The organism is Desulfovibrio subterraneus (genome assembly GCF_013340285.1).
GTDB classification, from domain to species: domain Bacteria; phylum Desulfobacterota; class Desulfovibrionia; order Desulfovibrionales; family Desulfovibrionaceae; genus Halodesulfovibrio; species Halodesulfovibrio subterraneus.
The window spans coordinates 103,280-118,826 of record NZ_BLVO01000005.1 but is presented as its reverse complement, the minus strand read 5'-3'; the positions used below and the strand labels follow the sequence as shown (position 1 = coordinate 118,826).

The following is a 15,547-nucleotide window of genomic DNA, read 5'->3' as shown; positions in this document are numbered from 1 at the left end:
TCCGACAAAGAGCACCGTTGGTGTGAACGGCCTTTGTCACCAGATTTCTCAGGCTGCACTGCCCCTCGGCTCAATCTCACATATAGCTGACACTTCCGCCGCTACGACAGCACCCCGGAAAGTGATACCGCCGAATAGACCAGCAGCAACGCCAGTGCCACGTTTACCACTTTTCTATATTCCTCATTTTCGAGCGTGCGCCGTATGACTGTGCCGAACAAGGCCCATGTGGATGCGGCAACAAACGCATTGAGGGAGAACAGCACGGCAGAGACAACCAGCGCTCCTGCCTGATCGGCAAGTGCCGCCAGAAAAGTGGAATAGATTGCCAGACCGCACACGGCCACCTTGGGATTGGCCAGCTGCAGAAATACTCCGTTGGTAAAGGAGAGCGGGGAGAAATTTGTCCCGCTTCCGGCAAGATCCATTTTCAACACCGAAGCCGCGAGCCAGAGAATATACACAGCCCCGATCCAGCGGATGTACCGTTCGAAATCCGGCATGGCCGTCAGCACCGCGTGCGAAAGAAACGCACAAAAGAGCATGATGATAAAAAAACCGGCCGTTATACCCAGCATATAGGGGACAGTCCTTCTATACCCCACCACCATCCCCATGGAGGCACAGGAGATGGTGTTCGGTCCGGGTGTAAAGAAGGCAACTTGCGTGAAGACAAAAAGAGGAAACAATTGCAGTGACATACGTTTTTCCTTGAAAGAGTTTCGTAAACAAAATACAATAACGTCTGTTTGAACGTCATACTGCACACTGTTTGTTATATTGTCAATTTGAGCGCTATATGAAACAAGAAATTTGCACCGTATCCGCCAATCTGAAATCGCTCCGTGAGGCGCGCAATCTCAGCCTTGACCAGCTTGCTGAGCTCACCAAGGTAAGCAAAAGCATGCTGCGACAGATAGAAAGCGGCAAATCCAGCCCCACCATTGCGACCATATGGAAGATTGCCAACGGGCTGCGGGTTTCCTTCTCCACCCTTCTCAAGAATCCTCCTGTGGAAGCACGGGTCAAGCCGTACAAGGAAGACGCCCCCCTCACGGGAGAAAACGGGGCCTATCGCATCTATCCACTCATTCCGTTCAATCCTGAGCAGGCCATGGAAACCTACTATGTGGAGATGGATGCCGACACCACCTTTCATGGTGAACCGCATGAAGGAAACGTGCACGAGTACATCTTCGTAAAATGCGGCACGGTTCAGGTGACTGTGCAGGGCAAGAGCTTTGTGGTCGGCGAGGATGAGTTTCTGCAATTCCACGCGAACCATCCGCATGAATACAGAAATATCGGAGAAGGGCAGGCCGCCATGCTGATGCAGATCAGCTATCTGGGATAAGCCCAGGCGCAACAGTATCCTGCTGCCTCTTCACAGAGACACGCATGACGCGTCCCCCCCCCCCCGCGTGCAGGCACATCTCCCCGCCCCAACGCCGCAAGAATGGAGCACACAATGATCATCACCCCTGCAACCAAGCAGGACCATTCCGAATTGATCGCCATATGGGAAGCGTCCGTACGGGCCACCCATCATTTCCTGAACAATGCGGACATTGAATCTTTGCGCCCCCTCATCCTCGATCAGTATTTCGATGCCGTTACCCTGCAATGCGCACGGAACGAACAAGGCACCATTCTGGGATTCTGCGGCGTGGCGGAAAATAACCTTGAGATGCTTTTTATCCACCCCGACCATTTCGGAAAGGGCGCAGGAAAAGCCCTGTGCCGCCATGCAATACAGAAAATGGGCGTGACCTCCGTGGATGTGAACGAGCAGAACCCCAAGGCGACAGACTTCTATAAACATATGGGCTTTGTGATAACCGGCCGCTCCGCCATGGACGGGCAGGGCAATCCCTTTCCCCTGCTTCATATGGCGCTGGGCTAACATCGCTCGCGCATAAGGCCAACGCATCATCAGGCACAGAAGCCCCCGGCAGACGCTATAGTCCGCCGGGGGCTTCTGTGTGATACCGGCACGGTGTCCCTTTTCGTTGAATCACAGATAACGGTGTAGTATATAATACCAATTACTCACGAAAACAGCTACATACTGGCGCCAATACTATGCATTATCTCCGCAACATACTGGCCTCCCTTCTGGTTCTCATACCCCTTGTGGCAGTCCCCGCACATGCTGCGGACAGCCGCAAGGAGCGCATCGTGCTGTGGGAACACCTCTGGGAGGACAGACACAAGGTGGAGCTCCTCCTCAATGCCACGGTGGAGGACTACGGCCCGTATGAACTTGTGCGAAGCGCAGACATGGAACAGGGACGCGCGGTCTACGAACTGGAGCACAACAGAAGCCTGGACCTGCTGTGGCTGCCCTGCTCGCTGGAGCGAGAACAGAGGCTGATGCCCGTCTATATCTACATGGGTGGGCGGGATATGGGGCACAGGGTCTGCCTGATCAGGGAAGGCGACCAGCCACTTTTCGACAACATCCGTTCGCTTGAGGACTGGAAGGCATCCGGCCTTGTCATGGGAACCGGCACACACTGGGCTGATACGGAAATTCTGGAATTCAACGGCATCGCTGTTTCAAAGAACTCTCTGGATGACGCCCTTTACGATCAACTTGTGACCCGCCGGTTCAGCGCCTTTCCGCGCGGCATAGACCAAATTGCATCCGCCATGCAGCGGCACGGACAAAATGGTAGAAAGCTCAACATCACCGTTGAGAAACGTCTGCTTTTTGTCTATCCGTTACGGGAGATCATTTTCGTCAGCAGGAACAATGCACAGCTGAAGCAGCGGCTGGAAGCCGGCTACAACCAGCTCGTAAAGACGGGTGCCTGGCAAAAGCTCTTCCGGAAAAAGCGGGGCAAAACTCCGTACAAGGAACTGCAGCTTAAACAGCGTATTGTTCTTCCGCTGAAAAACCCGTTCCTGAGCAAGCAGGCGCTCCAGACTCCCATGTTCGACCGCGACCCGCTTGAGTAGCAGCCACCGCTGCGCCGACAATGCCGCATTCCGGCAGCCGTGCAGAACCATTCATACACGCAGACAAGGTATTCCCGTGAACATCACCACTCCCACCACGCTTTCCGCCGCCCAGTATGACGGGTTGGCAGAACTGCTCATTGACGTCATCAACGCAGGCGGCTCGGTCGGCTTCTTTGCTCCCCTGCAAAAGGAAACGGCCCTTGAATACTGGCGTCAGGTGAAAGCGGAGATGGAATCCGGCCTTGTCCTGTTCATTGCAGAAATGGACGGCGTACTCGTCGGCTCCGTGCAGCTTGCGCCATCGCCCAAGGCCAACGGGCAGCACAGGGCAGAAGTGCGCAAACTCATCACCCACACAGACTATCGCGGAAAAGGCATTGCCTCGCGCCTCATGCAGGCCGTAGAAGACCATGCCCTTGCCTGCGGCAAAACTCTTCTGGTGCTTGATACGCATCTCGGCCGTCCTGCAGAGGCCATATATCAACATCTGGGCTGGACCCGAGTGGGTGTCATTCCGGACTACGCCGCCGGTACGGACGGCTCCCTGCACGCCACCGTCGTGTTTTACAAACAACTGGCCTGAACGGTCTCAGCACCAGCACCTGAGCCGCCTGAAGCACGACAAAACGCCATGCGCAGGATCAGCATGGCGCATACAGTCAGGGCATTCCCTCCTGTAACACCGGAAGAAACAACCATATCAGCCTCTCCCCTGCCGCCGGCTGCTCCCTCAACATAAAAAAGCCATACGGTCACCCGTATGGCTCTGAACACTCTCTTCCATCTTTGATGTTGTCAGGCCGCGTTTTCTTTCGATAACTTCCGGCGGAAGGCAAAGTCGTTCTTTCCCTCCCGTTTCACGTCATACATGGCCTCATCGGCAACCTGAACCAGCTCTTCCAGTGATGCGCCGTCTTCAGGGAACATGCCCACGCCAACGCTCACGCCCACCGAACAGTCCTGCCCTTCTATGCACACAGCCGTGTTGATGCTTTGCATGAGCTCCTGAAGCAGATGAGTCACGGCTTCACGCGAAGCAACATCACGCAGAACGATCACAAACTCATCTCCGCCGAGGCGAACCACACAATCTCTGGGAACACTGCGGGTCAATTTTTCCGCAACTTTTTTCAGCAGCAGATCGCCGACCTTGTGACCGTATGTGTCGTTCACCAGCTTAAAGCCGTCCAGATCGAGAAAACAGACCGCAAGCTGTGCCCCGCCTCTGTGGGCTTCTTCAATCCAGGCCGGTACGGCGTCCATAAGGAACAGCCTGTTGCCAAGACCGGTAAGCACATCTTTGTAGGCGTATTGAATGGCCATGTCGGAAAGGGATTCGTTCACGTCCTTCACGGTACAGAAAAAACACTCGTGCTCGGGAGAATACATAAGGTTCCACGAAAGGCGCTTGTATTCACCGTCCTTGCACAAAAAGCGGAACGCGACAGAGGTGGTGCTCACATCGGCTGTGATAAGGCTCTGCCAGTCGGCAAGGGCGCGCTCTCGGTCGTCGAAGTGCATGAACTCCACAAGATAGCTGCCCAGCAACTCGCATTCGTCATATCCGGTCACGGCTTCCCACTGCGTGTTCACATCATCGAAGCGGCCGTCAATGGACAACACCGTCCCCATGTCATGCGTCAAGGAAAGCCATGCATAACGTTCCATTTGCAACATGCGTTCTGCGAGTTCCCAATCGGGATCATATGCGGAAAAAGTATGAACCATCTGAGCCCCCCATCTGTCCAGCAAGGGACGATCATTCCCGAACGATATTAACATGCCTGCTTAACAGATCATTACGTAAAAGACAAAGAGTATCTAAACAAAAATGTAATACAATAAATCTACAACAAATACGGTGAGAAAGGAGCCTGACCAGTCTGCTATGCCCAACTGCGGGCCAATTCAGCCTCATCGGGGGTAAGCAGTTCGAACCAGCGTTCGCGGAACCAGTGGAAGTGATTAATGCGCAGTTCCCGCCACAATTCCGCCTTTATATCCCAGGGTTTGGGGCCATGAAAGTGAATAAGGCAGCCTGTGTCGCGCGCATCAGCACGGTATGGAGGGCAGTTGTACGGGGGGGGCAGCTTGGTGATGCGTTTGCCGAAAAAATAGTTCAGCAGGGACTGATCGAGATTGCCTATATGGTGGACGTTCTGCAGGCAGTAAGCCAGAAAATTGTGGATATGGTCATGCCTGCGCAGCCGGGTGAGGTTGAAGTTCACCACCCCCGAAGAGTACGTCCATATGGGAAACGGCAGCGGAACGGTGTAGTTCCTGTCACGCCACACGTAATGCATCTGCTGCACATCATGCCAGAAGGGAGAAGATGCCTCGCGGGCCATGGCCATGTATGGCGGCTTCATGGCGAGCAGCTCATCAAAGCGGGCATGAAAATAGATGTCGCTGTCGCAATAGAGAACATGCTCCTCATCAGCCAGCTCCGGCACAAGGGCGAGTTCGAGCTTGAGAAAAGCACCTATGGCACGATGAAAGGCAGGGGGAACCGTGGAATGGTTGAGCACCGGCGAATACAGGGCAAGCGGAATGCGTTCTGCCTCTACGGCTTCAACAACTTCCGGCAAGTTGCCACCGTACACGCAGAGCACCGGCACATCGTCACCGTAGAGCCTGCGCAGGCTGCGCACAGCCACGCGGGCAAGCATGAGATAGCGGGGGTTATCGTCAATGCAGAATACTATCTTCATGAGGGGAGTAAATCACAGAACTGTCGGGCGCACAACCGTGATAACTACCTGTCGTCATTCAACGGGCAGGCGCGACCTTCCGCCACGGGCAGCAGCACGCTTTCTTCCCTGAACAGGGCCTGCTCTTCAGTACGCCCAAGCATCTTGACCCATACATCCCCTGTGGTGGTGTCGAACACGAGCTTTCTTCCATGTGCGCCCCCCACACTTTCGCGGGATATCTTGAGATTCAGCGTGGCCAGCACCTGCCGGGCAACTTCTACATTGCGCCCGCCAACGTTCACAACATTGCGCACATGCTCGGGCGCACCAGTGCCCATGCTGAAGGCACCGCCAAACAGTTTCAGTTCAATATCCTTTTCGGCGATGCCCTTCTTGCGAAATTGGTCGAAAATACAATGAATTGCAGAATCAACAAACTTGCACGGAGTCGTGTCAGCCCCTCTGGCGCCTACGCTTGTCGGCAACATGGCGTGAAACAACCCGGCCACGCCTCTGGCAGCACAGTAAAAGCTGACAGCGACGCAAGACCCCAGCACCGTGGAAACCAGAACGTTACGGCCGGTGACAATTCCCTCACCGATTTTCAGGTGCACGCAAGGATACCCGATTTCGCGAAGCGATTCGGGAACCGAGGCACTACTGATACGGTTGCTGGAGCGGGGCATGGGGTTCTCCTACCAGACGGGACAACATACTCCCGTCGCAAGCTGCAGGCAAGACAACCAGCCCTGCCGGGAACTAATCGTTCACCAGTTCCTTCAGTTCCTTTCCGGCTCTGAAAACGGGCAGCTTTTTGGAAGCGACTTCAACGCTCTCTCCCGTTTTGGGATTGCGTCCTTTGTAGCCACTATAGTCCTTTACCTTGAACGAGCCGAAACCACGAATCTCCACACGATCTCCTTCAAGCAGCGCATCTCGTACGCTGTCAAAGAAAGAGTTAACAACAATTACAGCCTCATCGTTGGAAAGATTATGCTGTTCGGCAAGCATTTTCACAAGTTCACTCTTGTTCATAAACGGCCTCCAGAGATTCAGACTCAATCAACGGAATATTTGTCTACTATATTACAGTAATACATATCCCCCCTTGCGATGGCAAGTGGAAGTACAATTTTATCGGCTTGTTCCCACACTTTTTCAGGCAACCGGACCAAATTGCCGGCCGGTACTCCTAGGCATGGTTGCGGAGCTTCAGCTCCAGCGGATGGGGACGCAGATACCACTGCCCGAGAAGATACGGCTCCTGATACTTGCGCACATAGTGGTTGAGCAGCGTAACCGGCACCACAAGAGGTACGAGCGAGTCGTGGTATGCCGTTATCACCTCAACCAGCTCCTGCTTCTCGTCAGGCGACAGGGTATTCTTGAAATAGCCCATGACATGCTGCAGCACATTCGTGTGCTTCTTCACCGTGGCAAGGCGTGACAGCGCGGTGAGAAACAGCACCTGATAGTCCTGCGCGAGCGTCTGCGGGTCCATGCCCGCGCACTTGGCAACCAGCCTGCCCATCTCCCGGTAGTGTTCCACACTGTGCGACATGATCAGCAGTTTGTGGCGCGAATGAAAATCCACCAGCCTGCCGGGGGTAATCCCGCCCGCAAGCAGAGCGCGCCAGCGCTGCATGGCGAAGATGCGCTCTATGAAGTTCTCGCGCAGGCCAGGATCGTTGAGCCTGCCTTCTTCCTCCACCGGCAGCAACGGAAAATGGCGCATGAACTCATCCGCAAAAATACCCACTCCCGTCAGAGCGGGGGGGCCTGCCTTGGCCGCCTGATCTTCCGGCACATCGCGGTACACCTTCACCCGCTCCATGCCGCTGGAAGGAGAAGCCCGCTTGAAGATAAAGCCGCAAAGCCCCTCATCCGCCAGCTGCGCATTGCGCCCCTGCGCCCACCCGCGCATGCGCGCGGTCAGGTCTTCGCCTGTCTTCTGCATGACAAGCCGCGGGCTTTGCGGGTCGCCCACAAGACGCAGCGAGTTGCGGGGAATGGGCAGGCCTATCTCCACCTCAGGGCACACGGGTACAAAATCCACATAGCGGCCCAGCGTATCCACAATCCAGGCATCGCGCTTGTGTCCACCGTCATAACGCACTTTATTTCCAAGAAGGCAGGAAGATATTCCCAGCCTGATTCTATCTGATTGCTCATGCATATTGCCATTTCCCCCTTTCGCGGTACAATGCAGTCATAATGCCCTGTTCCGCCCGGCGCGCAACACGCCTGCGGAACAAAAGACACGCACCATATTATATAAGGATCATGCATATGGCGATAGCCAAACACGATATACAGGTTGTTTTTTTCGATTTTAGCGGCGTGCTCGCCGAAGAAGGCTTTGTGCAGGGTCTCAAGGAGATCGGCAGGCAGCACGGCAGAGAACCGGCAGCCTTTCTGCGGCAGGTAACGGAGATTTGCTACAACAACGGCTACGCCGATGGCCGTACCGATGAGCACGCATTCTGGCAGGACGTGCGCGAGCAGATGGACATAACCGCAGGCGACGATGCCCTGAGACGGGAAATACTGTCGCGGTTCGTTGTCCGCCCGTGGATGCTGCAGGCAGTTTCCCGCGTGCGGTCGGATGCCACACGCACAGCGCTGCTCAGCGACCACACCAACTGGCTGGAAGAACTGGATGCGGCGCACGGCATATACCGCCACTTTGACAGAATATTCAATTCCTACAGGGAAGGCATGACCAAACGCTCGCCGGACTTCTTTCTGCACGCATGCAACACCATGCAGGTGGCACCGGACAACACGCTGTTCATAGACGACAATCCGGCCAACACGGACCGCGCAGAGGGCGTGGGCATGCATGCCATTTTGTATACGGCATACCCGAGTCTGGTCACGGATCTTAAGCGTTTTCTGCCATCAACAGTGCTGCCGCCCGAAGGAGCCGTCTGCTAAAGGAGTCGTCTGCTGAAGGAATCGTCTACTGAAGGGCCATCTGTTGAACGAGCCGTCTGCTAAAGGACACAGAGTCAGCTTGCACACAGATGAAGCGGTTGGAATTGCAACGAAATGACTGATTGTGCAGGAGAGTGCTGCCTGAATGCGGGATGATACAACCGGATCAGGCCGCATTTTCCAGCACAGCCACCGGATCGATGCCCACCTCGACAGGATCGAGGGTGGATTCTATCCGCACCGTGTACTGACCGGAAAGATCAAGCCTGCGCGGTACAATGGGACCGGCCTTGTCCGCCACCAGCATGACAAGCGGCTGGATCGGCTCCCGCGGATTGGAGGCGGCCACAACCGCCACATGCCCCGTATTCAGACGCACGGTGCTGCCCACAGGATAGATGCCGAGACACTTGATGAACCGCTCGACATAGCCGGGATAGAACTCTTTGCCCCGCATGGAATACATAAGCCCCAGCGCCTTGTGGGGATGCATGGGAGCCTTGTAAACACGCCTGCTCGACAGGGCATCATAGACATCCACAACAGCGATTATACGCCCTATCTCGCTTATCCTGCTTCCCGAAAGGCCGCGCGGATACCCGGTGCCGTTGTATTTTTCATGGTGCTCGAGCATGCCGAGCAAGACAGCCTGCTCCATACTCCGGCCCGCTTCCTGTCCGTACAGGTGCTTGCAGCCCAGAAGAGGATGCTGCTTCATCACCGCAAACTCTTCCGGTGTCAGCTTGTCCGGCTTGTTCAGAACAGCCGTGGGCACCAGCTGCTTTCCGACGTCATGAAACAGACCGGCAAGGCCGAGCAGCCTGAGCTCTTCCTCGCTCTTGCCGAGAAAGCGGCCGAACACCACACAGAGCACCGAAACATTGACGCAATGCGAAAAGGTGTATTCATCAAAGGAACGCAGCTTGGAAAGTCCGGTCAGGGCATCACAGTTGCGGGTAACACTGCCGATGATATCTTCGACCAGCGTTGTCGATGCGGCAAGGTCCACCGCTCCGCCCATACGCACTCCCTCCATGAGGCTGCGTGCATAGCGGACGGAATCGGAATACACGAACTTGGCCTTGTCCAGTTCTTCGGCAACGGAAACGATGGGAGGCGGGGGAAAAAAGTCGGGCAATGCATCCAGATCGCGTGAAAGAGCCTCTTCACCGGACTCTCCACCTCTGGAAATGCCTATACTGAGTTCAGTGTCGATGACGGCTTCGGAGTAGCCCTCGGCCACAATGGCTTCCACCGCAACCTGAGAAGAAATCATTCCCTCTTTCATGTATAAATAAGGATACTCCAGCCATGATAAGCCGGAGTCCACCACATACATTCCGGGACGCATGTCTTCTATGGCGATTTTCTTCAGCACAGGCTGTGCCAATAGCAGACTTGCAGGCGGAAGTATACGCCTTCGGAAACAACGGTATTACCCGCTCCGGGCAAAAAGCCCTGCACGCATGCAGCAGTTGAAATATCTATATTGAATGACCATTGCACCCCTTCAGGCAGGTTACCAGCATGTCACAGACGCAAAAGAAAGAGCACGATGCCGGACGGCACTCAGAGGATACGGCGGATCAGGAAACAGGGCAGAAGACGGAACGCAGATCTGAGCCCATTTTCGTGGCCCGCCAGCCCATATTCACTTCCGACAGATCCATCTGGGGATACGAACTCCTGTTCCGCCACAGCAGCACCGCCGCCACCGCGCAGGTTGCCGATCAGGACGTCGCCACCGCACGCGTCATTGCAGACGGCTACATGCTCGCCCAGTCGCAGATAGCTCAGGACAAGAGGATGCTCATCAACTTTCCCCGCAACCTCATTCTCTCCGGTGCAGCCTTTGCCCTGCCCAGCCACCAGTGCGTGCCCGAAATACTGGAGCATGTTGAGCCCACACAGGATATCATGGATGCCTGCCGCCGCCTGAAGGATGCAGGATACACCCTTGCTCTTGACGACTATGTGGGCCAGCCGGGGTATGAAGCACTCATGCACCTTACCGATATCATCAAGGTTGAAGTGCTGAACATGTCCCGTATCGAAGTCATGCGCATAGTAAACCAGCTCAAGCCCTTCGGCGTGACCCTGCTCGCCGAAAAAGTGGAGGACACCGCCATGTTCGACCTGTGCGCGCGCCTCGGCTTTTCGCTCTTTCAGGGATATCACTTCAGCAAGCCCGAAATCGTGCCCGGAACAAAAGTTTCTTCCGCCCAGATGGTCAAAACCCAGCTGCTGGCAACCCTGAACAAGGACTACGATCCCAAGGAGCTCTCCAACGTCATCTCACATGACGCCTCTCTCACCTTCCGTCTGCTCCGGTATATCAACTCGGCCGTGTTCGCGCTGCGGACCAAGGTCGAATCAGTGCATCAGGCCATCACCCTTCTCGGGCAGAACCCCATCCGTCAATGGCTTATGGTCGTTCTGGTAGCAGATTTGGACCCCAGCCCCGCAGCGCAGGAAATAACCTTCCTCTCCGTGCTCAGGGGGCGCTTCCTTGAAGAGATAGCCGAGGTGGCAAACAATCCGCTGGGGCTGCCCAAAGATTCCATGTTCCTCATCGGCCTGCTTTCGCGGCTGGATGCTCTGCTCGGCGTGCCCATGGAAGAACTGATGGAGCACATCTCGCTCGAATCATCCATACGGGATGCGTTTCTCGGCAAACCCAACGCGGTGCGCAGCTGGCTGGACTGCCTCAACGCGCTGGAAGAAGGGAATTTCGACGAGGCCCAGACCACGCTCGATACCCACGGTATAGACCTGCAGACCGCAGCAGGTGTGCGGCTTCAGGCCACACAGTGGACACAGCATATTCTCGGACTGGAATATACCGGGGATGAGGCATAAGACAGCCCCCTTGCGGGGGATTCAGACTGCCGGCAAAGACATTTTAACTTTTTTCGCCTCCGGCGGGCAGGAACCTAACGTTCCTGCACCTCGTATAAGCGATGTAAATCCGTTTATTGCCTTCAGCCGCGGCTTAATGAAGTCTGCTTCTTCTTAAAAACTGGAACCCGCAATTAACAAGCCCCCTTGCGGGGGCTTTCAGGTTACTGTCTGGGATCGCGCAGATTGTCCCACACGCCGTCGTGCGTGGACCGTACAGGGTTGATGTCTATGCCGCCGCGGCGTGTGAACCGCGCACTGACCTCAAGCTCTTCCGGCCTGCAATGTGTAAGAATATCGCCGTAAATGCGCTCCACACAGGCTTCATGAAAGCCCTGATGTGAACGGTAGGAAACCAGATAGCGCAGCAGCCCTTCCGCATCGATACGCGGACCGGAGTAGACCACGCGCACGGTGGCCCAGTCCGGCTGGCCGGTCACGGGGCAGCGGGAACGGAACAGGCGGGAGAACAGAATCTCGCGGGCGTGCTCTTCTCCCGTCTTCAGCAGGGAAGGATCAATCTCGTAGGCAAACTCCGCCGCCTGCGCCGAAGCAACGTCCACAGCTTCCTCAACACAGATGCCGTTGGGTTCGGCGAGAACCACCTCGTCAAAACGGTGCGGTTCAAGCAGATCCACAGTCACGGCAGCACCGGATGCCTGCGAAAGATCACGCTCCATGGCATCCCGCACGGCAGCCGCATCGGCAAACCGAGTCATATTGAAGGAGTTGCAATACAGCTTGAGCGACTTGGACTCGATGAGAAAAGGAGCCTGCCACGGCACCCGCACAACCGCCATGCCCACCATGGGCAGACCGGAAGGGGCGAGCCACGACAGCTCATAGATGTTCCAGATATCTTCACCGTGCCGCAGCAGTCCGGCGTTAATGCCTGCAGCCGAGCGGCCCAGCTCTCTCGGAATGGGGCACAGCTGTCCGGGATCGTATTGCAGACTGTAGTCCACCTGCCTGCCAAGAACCAGCTTGTCTGAATCCACCACTGACATAACCGCCTCCTATTTCAGATAGGTTGTCGGGTCCATGCCCTCGTCGTGGCGCAGAGCGAATTTACGCTCGTCGCAGGCGCCGCAGGTGCCGCAATGCACCTCGCCGCCCTTGTAGCAGGTCCACGTTCCGGCATAATCCACCCCCAGCGTACGGCCAAGGTCACCTATTGCGCGCTTGTCCCTGTCCGCAAAGGGAAAGGCCACCTGCACCTTGCCGTCGGTGCCGCACAGGGCGGCTTCGTTCATGGCGGCGTTGAACTCGGGGCGGCAGTCCGGATAGATGTGATGGTCGCCGGAATGCGAGCCGATCAGCACGCGTGAGGCACCCACCGATTCGGCATAGCCCACGGCAATGGCGATGAGTATGCCGTTGCGGAACGGCACCACCGTGCTTTTCATGCTTTCCGCATCGTATGCACCGTCCGGGATATCTGCGCCGGACTGCAGCAGGGAAGAAGAAAACAGCTCGTTCATGAACGGCAGCGGCACAATGGCATGATCCACGCCGTAATGACGGCATATGGCCGCCGCCATGGGCAGCTCGCGGCTGTTGTGTTTGGAGCCGTAATCAAAGCTGAGCGCCGCCACGCGAACGCCCTGCGAAAGTTCGTGTGCCAGCAGCACGGCGGAATCCATGCCGCCGGAAAGCACTATGACTGCATCTTTCATGTTATATTCCCTTTCTGTCGTCAAAAGTCAGAATGTGCAGGCGCGGCGCAAAGTTGAAACCGTGGCGCACGCATGCTTCCCACACGGCCTGCATACGCGTGAGTTGTTCATCCTTACGGGCGCCACGCGGCATGAGCCAGACCTTCCGGGGTGAAATGGCGTGGGTGCGGATGAAATCCAGCACGGGCGCAAGCGCCATGTCGCAAGAATCTGCGAGGACTCCATTGCCTCCGCAATCCACCACGAACTTGAAGGCATCCGCACGGGCGACGCTTTCAGGGGCGAGGTCGTATGCACCCGAGCACCCGCCGTACGGCGCATCCGCTGGTTTGGGCGAACAGACCACAACGCCGCGGCATCCGGCAGGAATGCCCGCCTTGCCGCTTGTTTCATATTGTATGGACAATCCGGCGTCCGCCAGTATTTCCGCAAGCACCTCAAGGCCGGTGTGCCACTGCCGGAACGGTTCACCGCCGGTCACGACAACCAGAGTATCGGCCAGAGTATCAGCCAGAGTGGCAGCCAGAGTGGCAGCATATTCCTGCACAGCCTCCAGAACGGCCTGCGGCGACATGGCCTTGGCCTCCCCTCCGGCATGCAGGGCCTGCGGCGTGTCGCACCACGCACAGAACGGCGGAACACACCCCGCAAGCCGCACAAAGACGGCAGGCTGCCCCATATACGGCCCCTCACCCTGCAGGGAGGCGAATATCTCTGCCACCGACAGCATCGGAGCAGAGGTGGAATCAGGCCGTGGTGACGGGGCGAATGGGGTAGTGCTGACGGAGCCCTGCGGCTTAGCGGGACACATCGCGCGAGAAGGTCGCCCATGCGGTGGGCGTTTCGTACACGGTTATCTGCTCAAGCCTGTAGCGGTCCGAGGCAAGCGCACGGTCAAGCACGGCAAAGATGTGCATTGCCATGTTCTCCGCCGTGGCGGGCTTGTCGCGATATTCGTCGAGATCGTTAAGGCTGGCGTGATCGTAGCGGCTCAGCACCTCGCGGGCCACAACCGCCTTGAGAGCATCGAAATGCAGCACCATGCCGGTTTCATCGGGCATGCCCGAAAGCGTGACCTGCAACCGGTAGGTATGGCCGTGAAGCGTGGAGCAAACGCCGAAAACGCGGCGGTTCTCCTCGTCGGAATAGCCGGGAATGCACAGCTGATGGGCTGCGTGAAAAGAAAACTCTTTGGTGATGGTAAGCATGTGCCACCTATTATCCGATGCGCAAGCACCGGAGCTGGAGAGGGAGAATTTCTATAGCGGGTTGCCACTCGTCCGCTATTCGTCAAACGCGCCTTAGTTCGCTCAAAGCTGATGATACGTCAAGAAAAACGCGTTGCCGTGCCGCGCCGTGAACAGACTTGCGGGCAAGGCAGAACCACCCCGCCCGCAATCCGTATCAAAATATTGAACCATCACTGCAGGATGCTGGCATACAAAAACGCCAAGGCCTACCTGCCCGCCGCTTCGCCGGATAACAACGCCAGCTAGCCGAACTGGTCCAGCGTCTTCATCATCTGCTTGTTTTCGTAGCTGAGATATTCTTCAAGGTCGCGGATACACCAGTTGGTCAGACGCTTGGTGCCTGTGACGGTGCGTAGCGGAACGTTCTCGAACCGTGCGGCATAGGCAAAGGCGGCCTCCTCCATCTGCTCTCTGGGAACCACGGAGTTCAGCAGCCCCAGTTCCAGCGCCTTTTCCGCGGTAATGGACTGCTCCGCGAGCAGCAGATCATACACAGCGCGGTTGCCCAGCCTGCGCGAGATGAAATAGGGCAGTCCGCCCTTGGGCAGCAGGCCTATCTCCTGATAGGAATTGCGAAACACGCTGCCCTCGGCTGCAATGGAGTAATCCGCAGCCAGCGACACGCCGAGGAAAAAAGTGAGCATATCACCGCAGCAGGTGTGCACGATCAGCTTTCCGGAACGGACCATTTCAAGCATCACCTGATTCACGGCATTGCAGAACCGGTGGGCAGACTGCTTTTCCATGCCGTCGAGCTGTTCACGGAAAAAGCGGACATATTCATCCCCGCTCACCCCGCAATACGCAAGGCTGAGAATGATGACGGAAACGTCCTTATCCATGTTCAGCATGTCAAAGGCGTTCAGAACCGTATCCCGCCTGCCCAGATCCTTGATATTCTGGAAGAAGTTGCCGCACAGCCGCAACAATGCGGTGCGCCCGCGTCGTTCAATCTGAAAGATGCCTTCATCCGTCTGCTGCAGCGTCATGATACACCTCCTGTGCGCCTGCGTTTTCGTGCTGCGCATGCTTGGCTCGGGTCCTGCGTAAAACGCCTTCAAGTGCCGGGGCTGTTCGTTTGCCGGTATTTGCTGTATGCATAGCATATCCCCTGAGCGCGCACTATCAT

At 56.4% G+C, this 15,547-nt stretch carries 18 protein-coding genes; 6 read left to right on the top strand and 12 right to left on the bottom strand.

Going from position 1 to position 15,547, the window contains the following annotated elements; genetic code table 11:
• Positions 1-101: 101 nt before the first annotated feature.
• On the bottom strand, positions 102-701 hold the full coding sequence (locus tag HUV30_RS03500) for a LysE family translocator (protein ID WP_174404052.1): 600 nt from the start codon (positions 699-701) through the stop codon (positions 102-104).
• Between the two features lie 98 nt (positions 702-799).
• Between HUV30_RS03500 and HUV30_RS03495 the strand changes: the two genes are divergently transcribed.
• The 4 genes from HUV30_RS03495 (at position 800) to HUV30_RS03480 (ending at position 3,547) form a co-directional block, all read left to right on the top strand.
• Entirely contained in the window at positions 800-1,354 is a 555-nt protein-coding gene (locus tag HUV30_RS03495; protein ID WP_174404051.1) for a helix-turn-helix domain-containing protein, read from the top strand.
• Positions 1,355-1,468: 114 nt separating this feature from the next.
• Positions 1,469-1,903: a GNAT family N-acetyltransferase gene (locus HUV30_RS03490; protein WP_174404050.1), complete on the top strand. Its 435-nt coding sequence runs from the start codon at positions 1,469-1,471 to the stop codon at positions 1,901-1,903.
• 179 nt (positions 1,904-2,082) lie between these two features.
• The gene (locus tag HUV30_RS03485) at positions 2,083-2,961 is read left to right on the top strand and encodes a PDZ domain-containing protein (RefSeq protein WP_174404049.1); all 879 of its coding nucleotides are present in this window, start codon (positions 2,083-2,085) and stop codon (positions 2,959-2,961) included.
• 76 nt (positions 2,962-3,037) lie between these two features.
• Positions 3,038-3,547 carry a GNAT family N-acetyltransferase gene (locus tag HUV30_RS03480; protein ID WP_174404048.1) on the top strand — a complete coding sequence of 170 codons (510 nt, stop codon included), beginning with the start codon at positions 3,038-3,040 and terminating at the stop codon, positions 3,545-3,547.
• Positions 3,548-3,759: 212 nt separating this feature from the next.
• Here the strand turns inward: HUV30_RS03480 and HUV30_RS03475 are convergent, their stop codons facing one another.
• The 5 genes from HUV30_RS03475 to HUV30_RS03455 all read right to left on the bottom strand — a co-directional run bounded on the left by HUV30_RS03475 (position 3,760) and on the right by HUV30_RS03455 (position 7,833).
• Entirely contained in the window at positions 3,760-4,641 is an 882-nt protein-coding gene (locus tag HUV30_RS03475; RefSeq protein WP_174404047.1) for a sensor domain-containing diguanylate cyclase, read from the bottom strand.
• 209 nt (positions 4,642-4,850) lie between these two features.
• A complete protein-coding gene (locus tag HUV30_RS03470; protein WP_174404046.1) occupies positions 4,851-5,675 on the bottom strand; it encodes a glycosyltransferase in 825 nt (274 codons plus the stop codon).
• A gap of 44 nt (positions 5,676-5,719) precedes the next feature.
• A complete protein-coding gene (locus HUV30_RS03465; protein WP_174404045.1) occupies positions 5,720-6,343 on the bottom strand; it encodes a chemotaxis protein CheD in 624 nt (207 codons plus the stop codon).
• Positions 6,344-6,416: 73 nt separating this feature from the next.
• Positions 6,417-6,692 carry an HU family DNA-binding protein gene (locus tag HUV30_RS03460; protein ID WP_174404044.1) on the bottom strand — a complete coding sequence of 92 codons (276 nt, stop codon included), beginning with the start codon at positions 6,690-6,692 and terminating at the stop codon, positions 6,417-6,419.
• Between the two features lie 157 nt (positions 6,693-6,849).
• Positions 6,850-7,833, bottom strand: coding sequence for a YbgA family protein (locus HUV30_RS03455; protein ID WP_174404043.1), 984 nt, complete (start codon positions 7,831-7,833; stop codon positions 6,850-6,852).
• Positions 7,834-7,946: 113 nt separating this feature from the next.
• Here HUV30_RS03455 and HUV30_RS03450 point away from each other — a divergent pair, with 113 nt between their 5' ends.
• Positions 7,947-8,594 carry an HAD family hydrolase gene (locus tag HUV30_RS03450; protein ID WP_174404042.1) on the top strand — a complete coding sequence of 216 codons (648 nt, stop codon included), beginning with the start codon at positions 7,947-7,949 and terminating at the stop codon, positions 8,592-8,594.
• Positions 8,595-8,760: 166 nt separating this feature from the next.
• Here HUV30_RS03450 and HUV30_RS03445 read toward each other — a convergent pair whose 3' ends face one another.
• The gene (locus HUV30_RS03445) at positions 8,761-9,972 is read right to left on the bottom strand and encodes an HD-GYP domain-containing protein (protein WP_174404041.1); all 1,212 of its coding nucleotides are present in this window, start codon (positions 9,970-9,972) and stop codon (positions 8,761-8,763) included.
• A 149-nt stretch (positions 9,973-10,121) separates the two neighbouring features.
• Here HUV30_RS03445 and HUV30_RS03440 point away from each other — a divergent pair, with 149 nt between their 5' ends.
• On the top strand, positions 10,122-11,453 hold the full coding sequence (locus HUV30_RS03440; protein ID WP_174404040.1) for an EAL and HDOD domain-containing protein: 1,332 nt from the start codon (positions 10,122-10,124) through the stop codon (positions 11,451-11,453).
• Between the two features lie 203 nt (positions 11,454-11,656).
• Here the strand turns inward: HUV30_RS03440 and queF are convergent, their stop codons facing one another.
• The 5 genes from queF to HUV30_RS03415 all read right to left on the bottom strand — a co-directional run bounded on the left by queF (position 11,657) and on the right by HUV30_RS03415 (position 15,407).
• A complete protein-coding gene (gene queF, locus HUV30_RS03435) occupies positions 11,657-12,499 on the bottom strand; it encodes an NADPH-dependent 7-cyano-7-deazaguanine reductase QueF (RefSeq protein ID WP_174404039.1) in 843 nt (280 codons plus the stop codon).
• Between the two features lie 9 nt (positions 12,500-12,508).
• Positions 12,509-13,168, bottom strand: coding sequence for a 7-cyano-7-deazaguanine synthase QueC (queC, locus tag HUV30_RS03430; protein ID WP_174404038.1), 660 nt, complete (start codon positions 13,166-13,168; stop codon positions 12,509-12,511).
• Position 13,169: 1 nt separating this feature from the next.
• A complete protein-coding gene (locus HUV30_RS03425) occupies positions 13,170-13,847 on the bottom strand; it encodes a 7-carboxy-7-deazaguanine synthase QueE (RefSeq protein WP_205245187.1) in 678 nt (225 codons plus the stop codon).
• Positions 13,848-13,965: 118 nt separating this feature from the next.
• Entirely contained in the window at positions 13,966-14,376 is a 411-nt protein-coding gene (locus HUV30_RS03420; protein WP_174404036.1) for a 6-pyruvoyl trahydropterin synthase family protein, read from the bottom strand.
• A gap of 284 nt (positions 14,377-14,660) precedes the next feature.
• The gene (locus tag HUV30_RS03415) at positions 14,661-15,407 is read right to left on the bottom strand and encodes an enoyl-CoA hydratase/isomerase family protein (RefSeq protein ID WP_174404035.1); all 747 of its coding nucleotides are present in this window, start codon (positions 15,405-15,407) and stop codon (positions 14,661-14,663) included.
• Positions 15,408-15,547: the final 140 nt, after the last annotated feature.

Coding starts and splice junctions, on each gene's coding strand:
- HUV30_RS03465 (WP_174404045.1), bottom strand. CDS start 6,343: ATGCCCCGCTCCAGCAACCGTATCAGTAGTGCCTCGGTTCCCGAATCG.
- HUV30_RS03460 (WP_174404044.1), bottom strand. CDS start 6,692: ATGAACAAGAGTGAACTTGTGAAAATGCTTGCCGAACAGCATAATCTT.
- HUV30_RS03420 (WP_174404036.1), bottom strand. CDS start 14,376: ATGCTTACCATCACCAAAGAGTTTTCTTTTCACGCAGCCCATCAGCTG.
- HUV30_RS03455 (WP_174404043.1), bottom strand. CDS start 7,833: ATGCATGAGCAATCAGATAGAATCAGGCTGGGAATATCTTCCTGCCTT.
- HUV30_RS03425 (WP_205245187.1), bottom strand. CDS start 13,847: ATGGGGCAGCCTGCCGTCTTTGTGCGGCTTGCGGGGTGTGTTCCGCCG.
- HUV30_RS03475 (WP_174404047.1), bottom strand. CDS start 4,641: ATGTTGCAAATGGAACGTTATGCATGGCTTTCCTTGACGCATGACATG.
- HUV30_RS03495 (WP_174404051.1), top strand. CDS start 800: ATGAAACAAGAAATTTGCACCGTATCCGCCAATCTGAAATCGCTCCGT.
- HUV30_RS03485 (WP_174404049.1), top strand. CDS start 2,083: ATGCATTATCTCCGCAACATACTGGCCTCCCTTCTGGTTCTCATACCC.
- HUV30_RS03500 (WP_174404052.1), bottom strand. CDS start 701: ATGTCACTGCAATTGTTTCCTCTTTTTGTCTTCACGCAAGTTGCCTTC.
- HUV30_RS03490 (WP_174404050.1), top strand. CDS start 1,469: ATGATCATCACCCCTGCAACCAAGCAGGACCATTCCGAATTGATCGCC.
- HUV30_RS03415 (WP_174404035.1), bottom strand. CDS start 15,407: ATGACGCTGCAGCAGACGGATGAAGGCATCTTTCAGATTGAACGACGC.
- queC (WP_174404038.1), bottom strand. CDS start 13,168: ATGAAAGATGCAGTCATAGTGCTTTCCGGCGGCATGGATTCCGCCGTG.
- queF (WP_174404039.1), bottom strand. CDS start 12,499: ATGTCAGTGGTGGATTCAGACAAGCTGGTTCTTGGCAGGCAGGTGGAC.
- HUV30_RS03470 (WP_174404046.1), bottom strand. CDS start 5,675: ATGAAGATAGTATTCTGCATTGACGATAACCCCCGCTATCTCATGCTT.
- HUV30_RS03450 (WP_174404042.1), top strand. CDS start 7,947: ATGGCGATAGCCAAACACGATATACAGGTTGTTTTTTTCGATTTTAGC.
- HUV30_RS03440 (WP_174404040.1), top strand. CDS start 10,122: ATGTCACAGACGCAAAAGAAAGAGCACGATGCCGGACGGCACTCAGAG.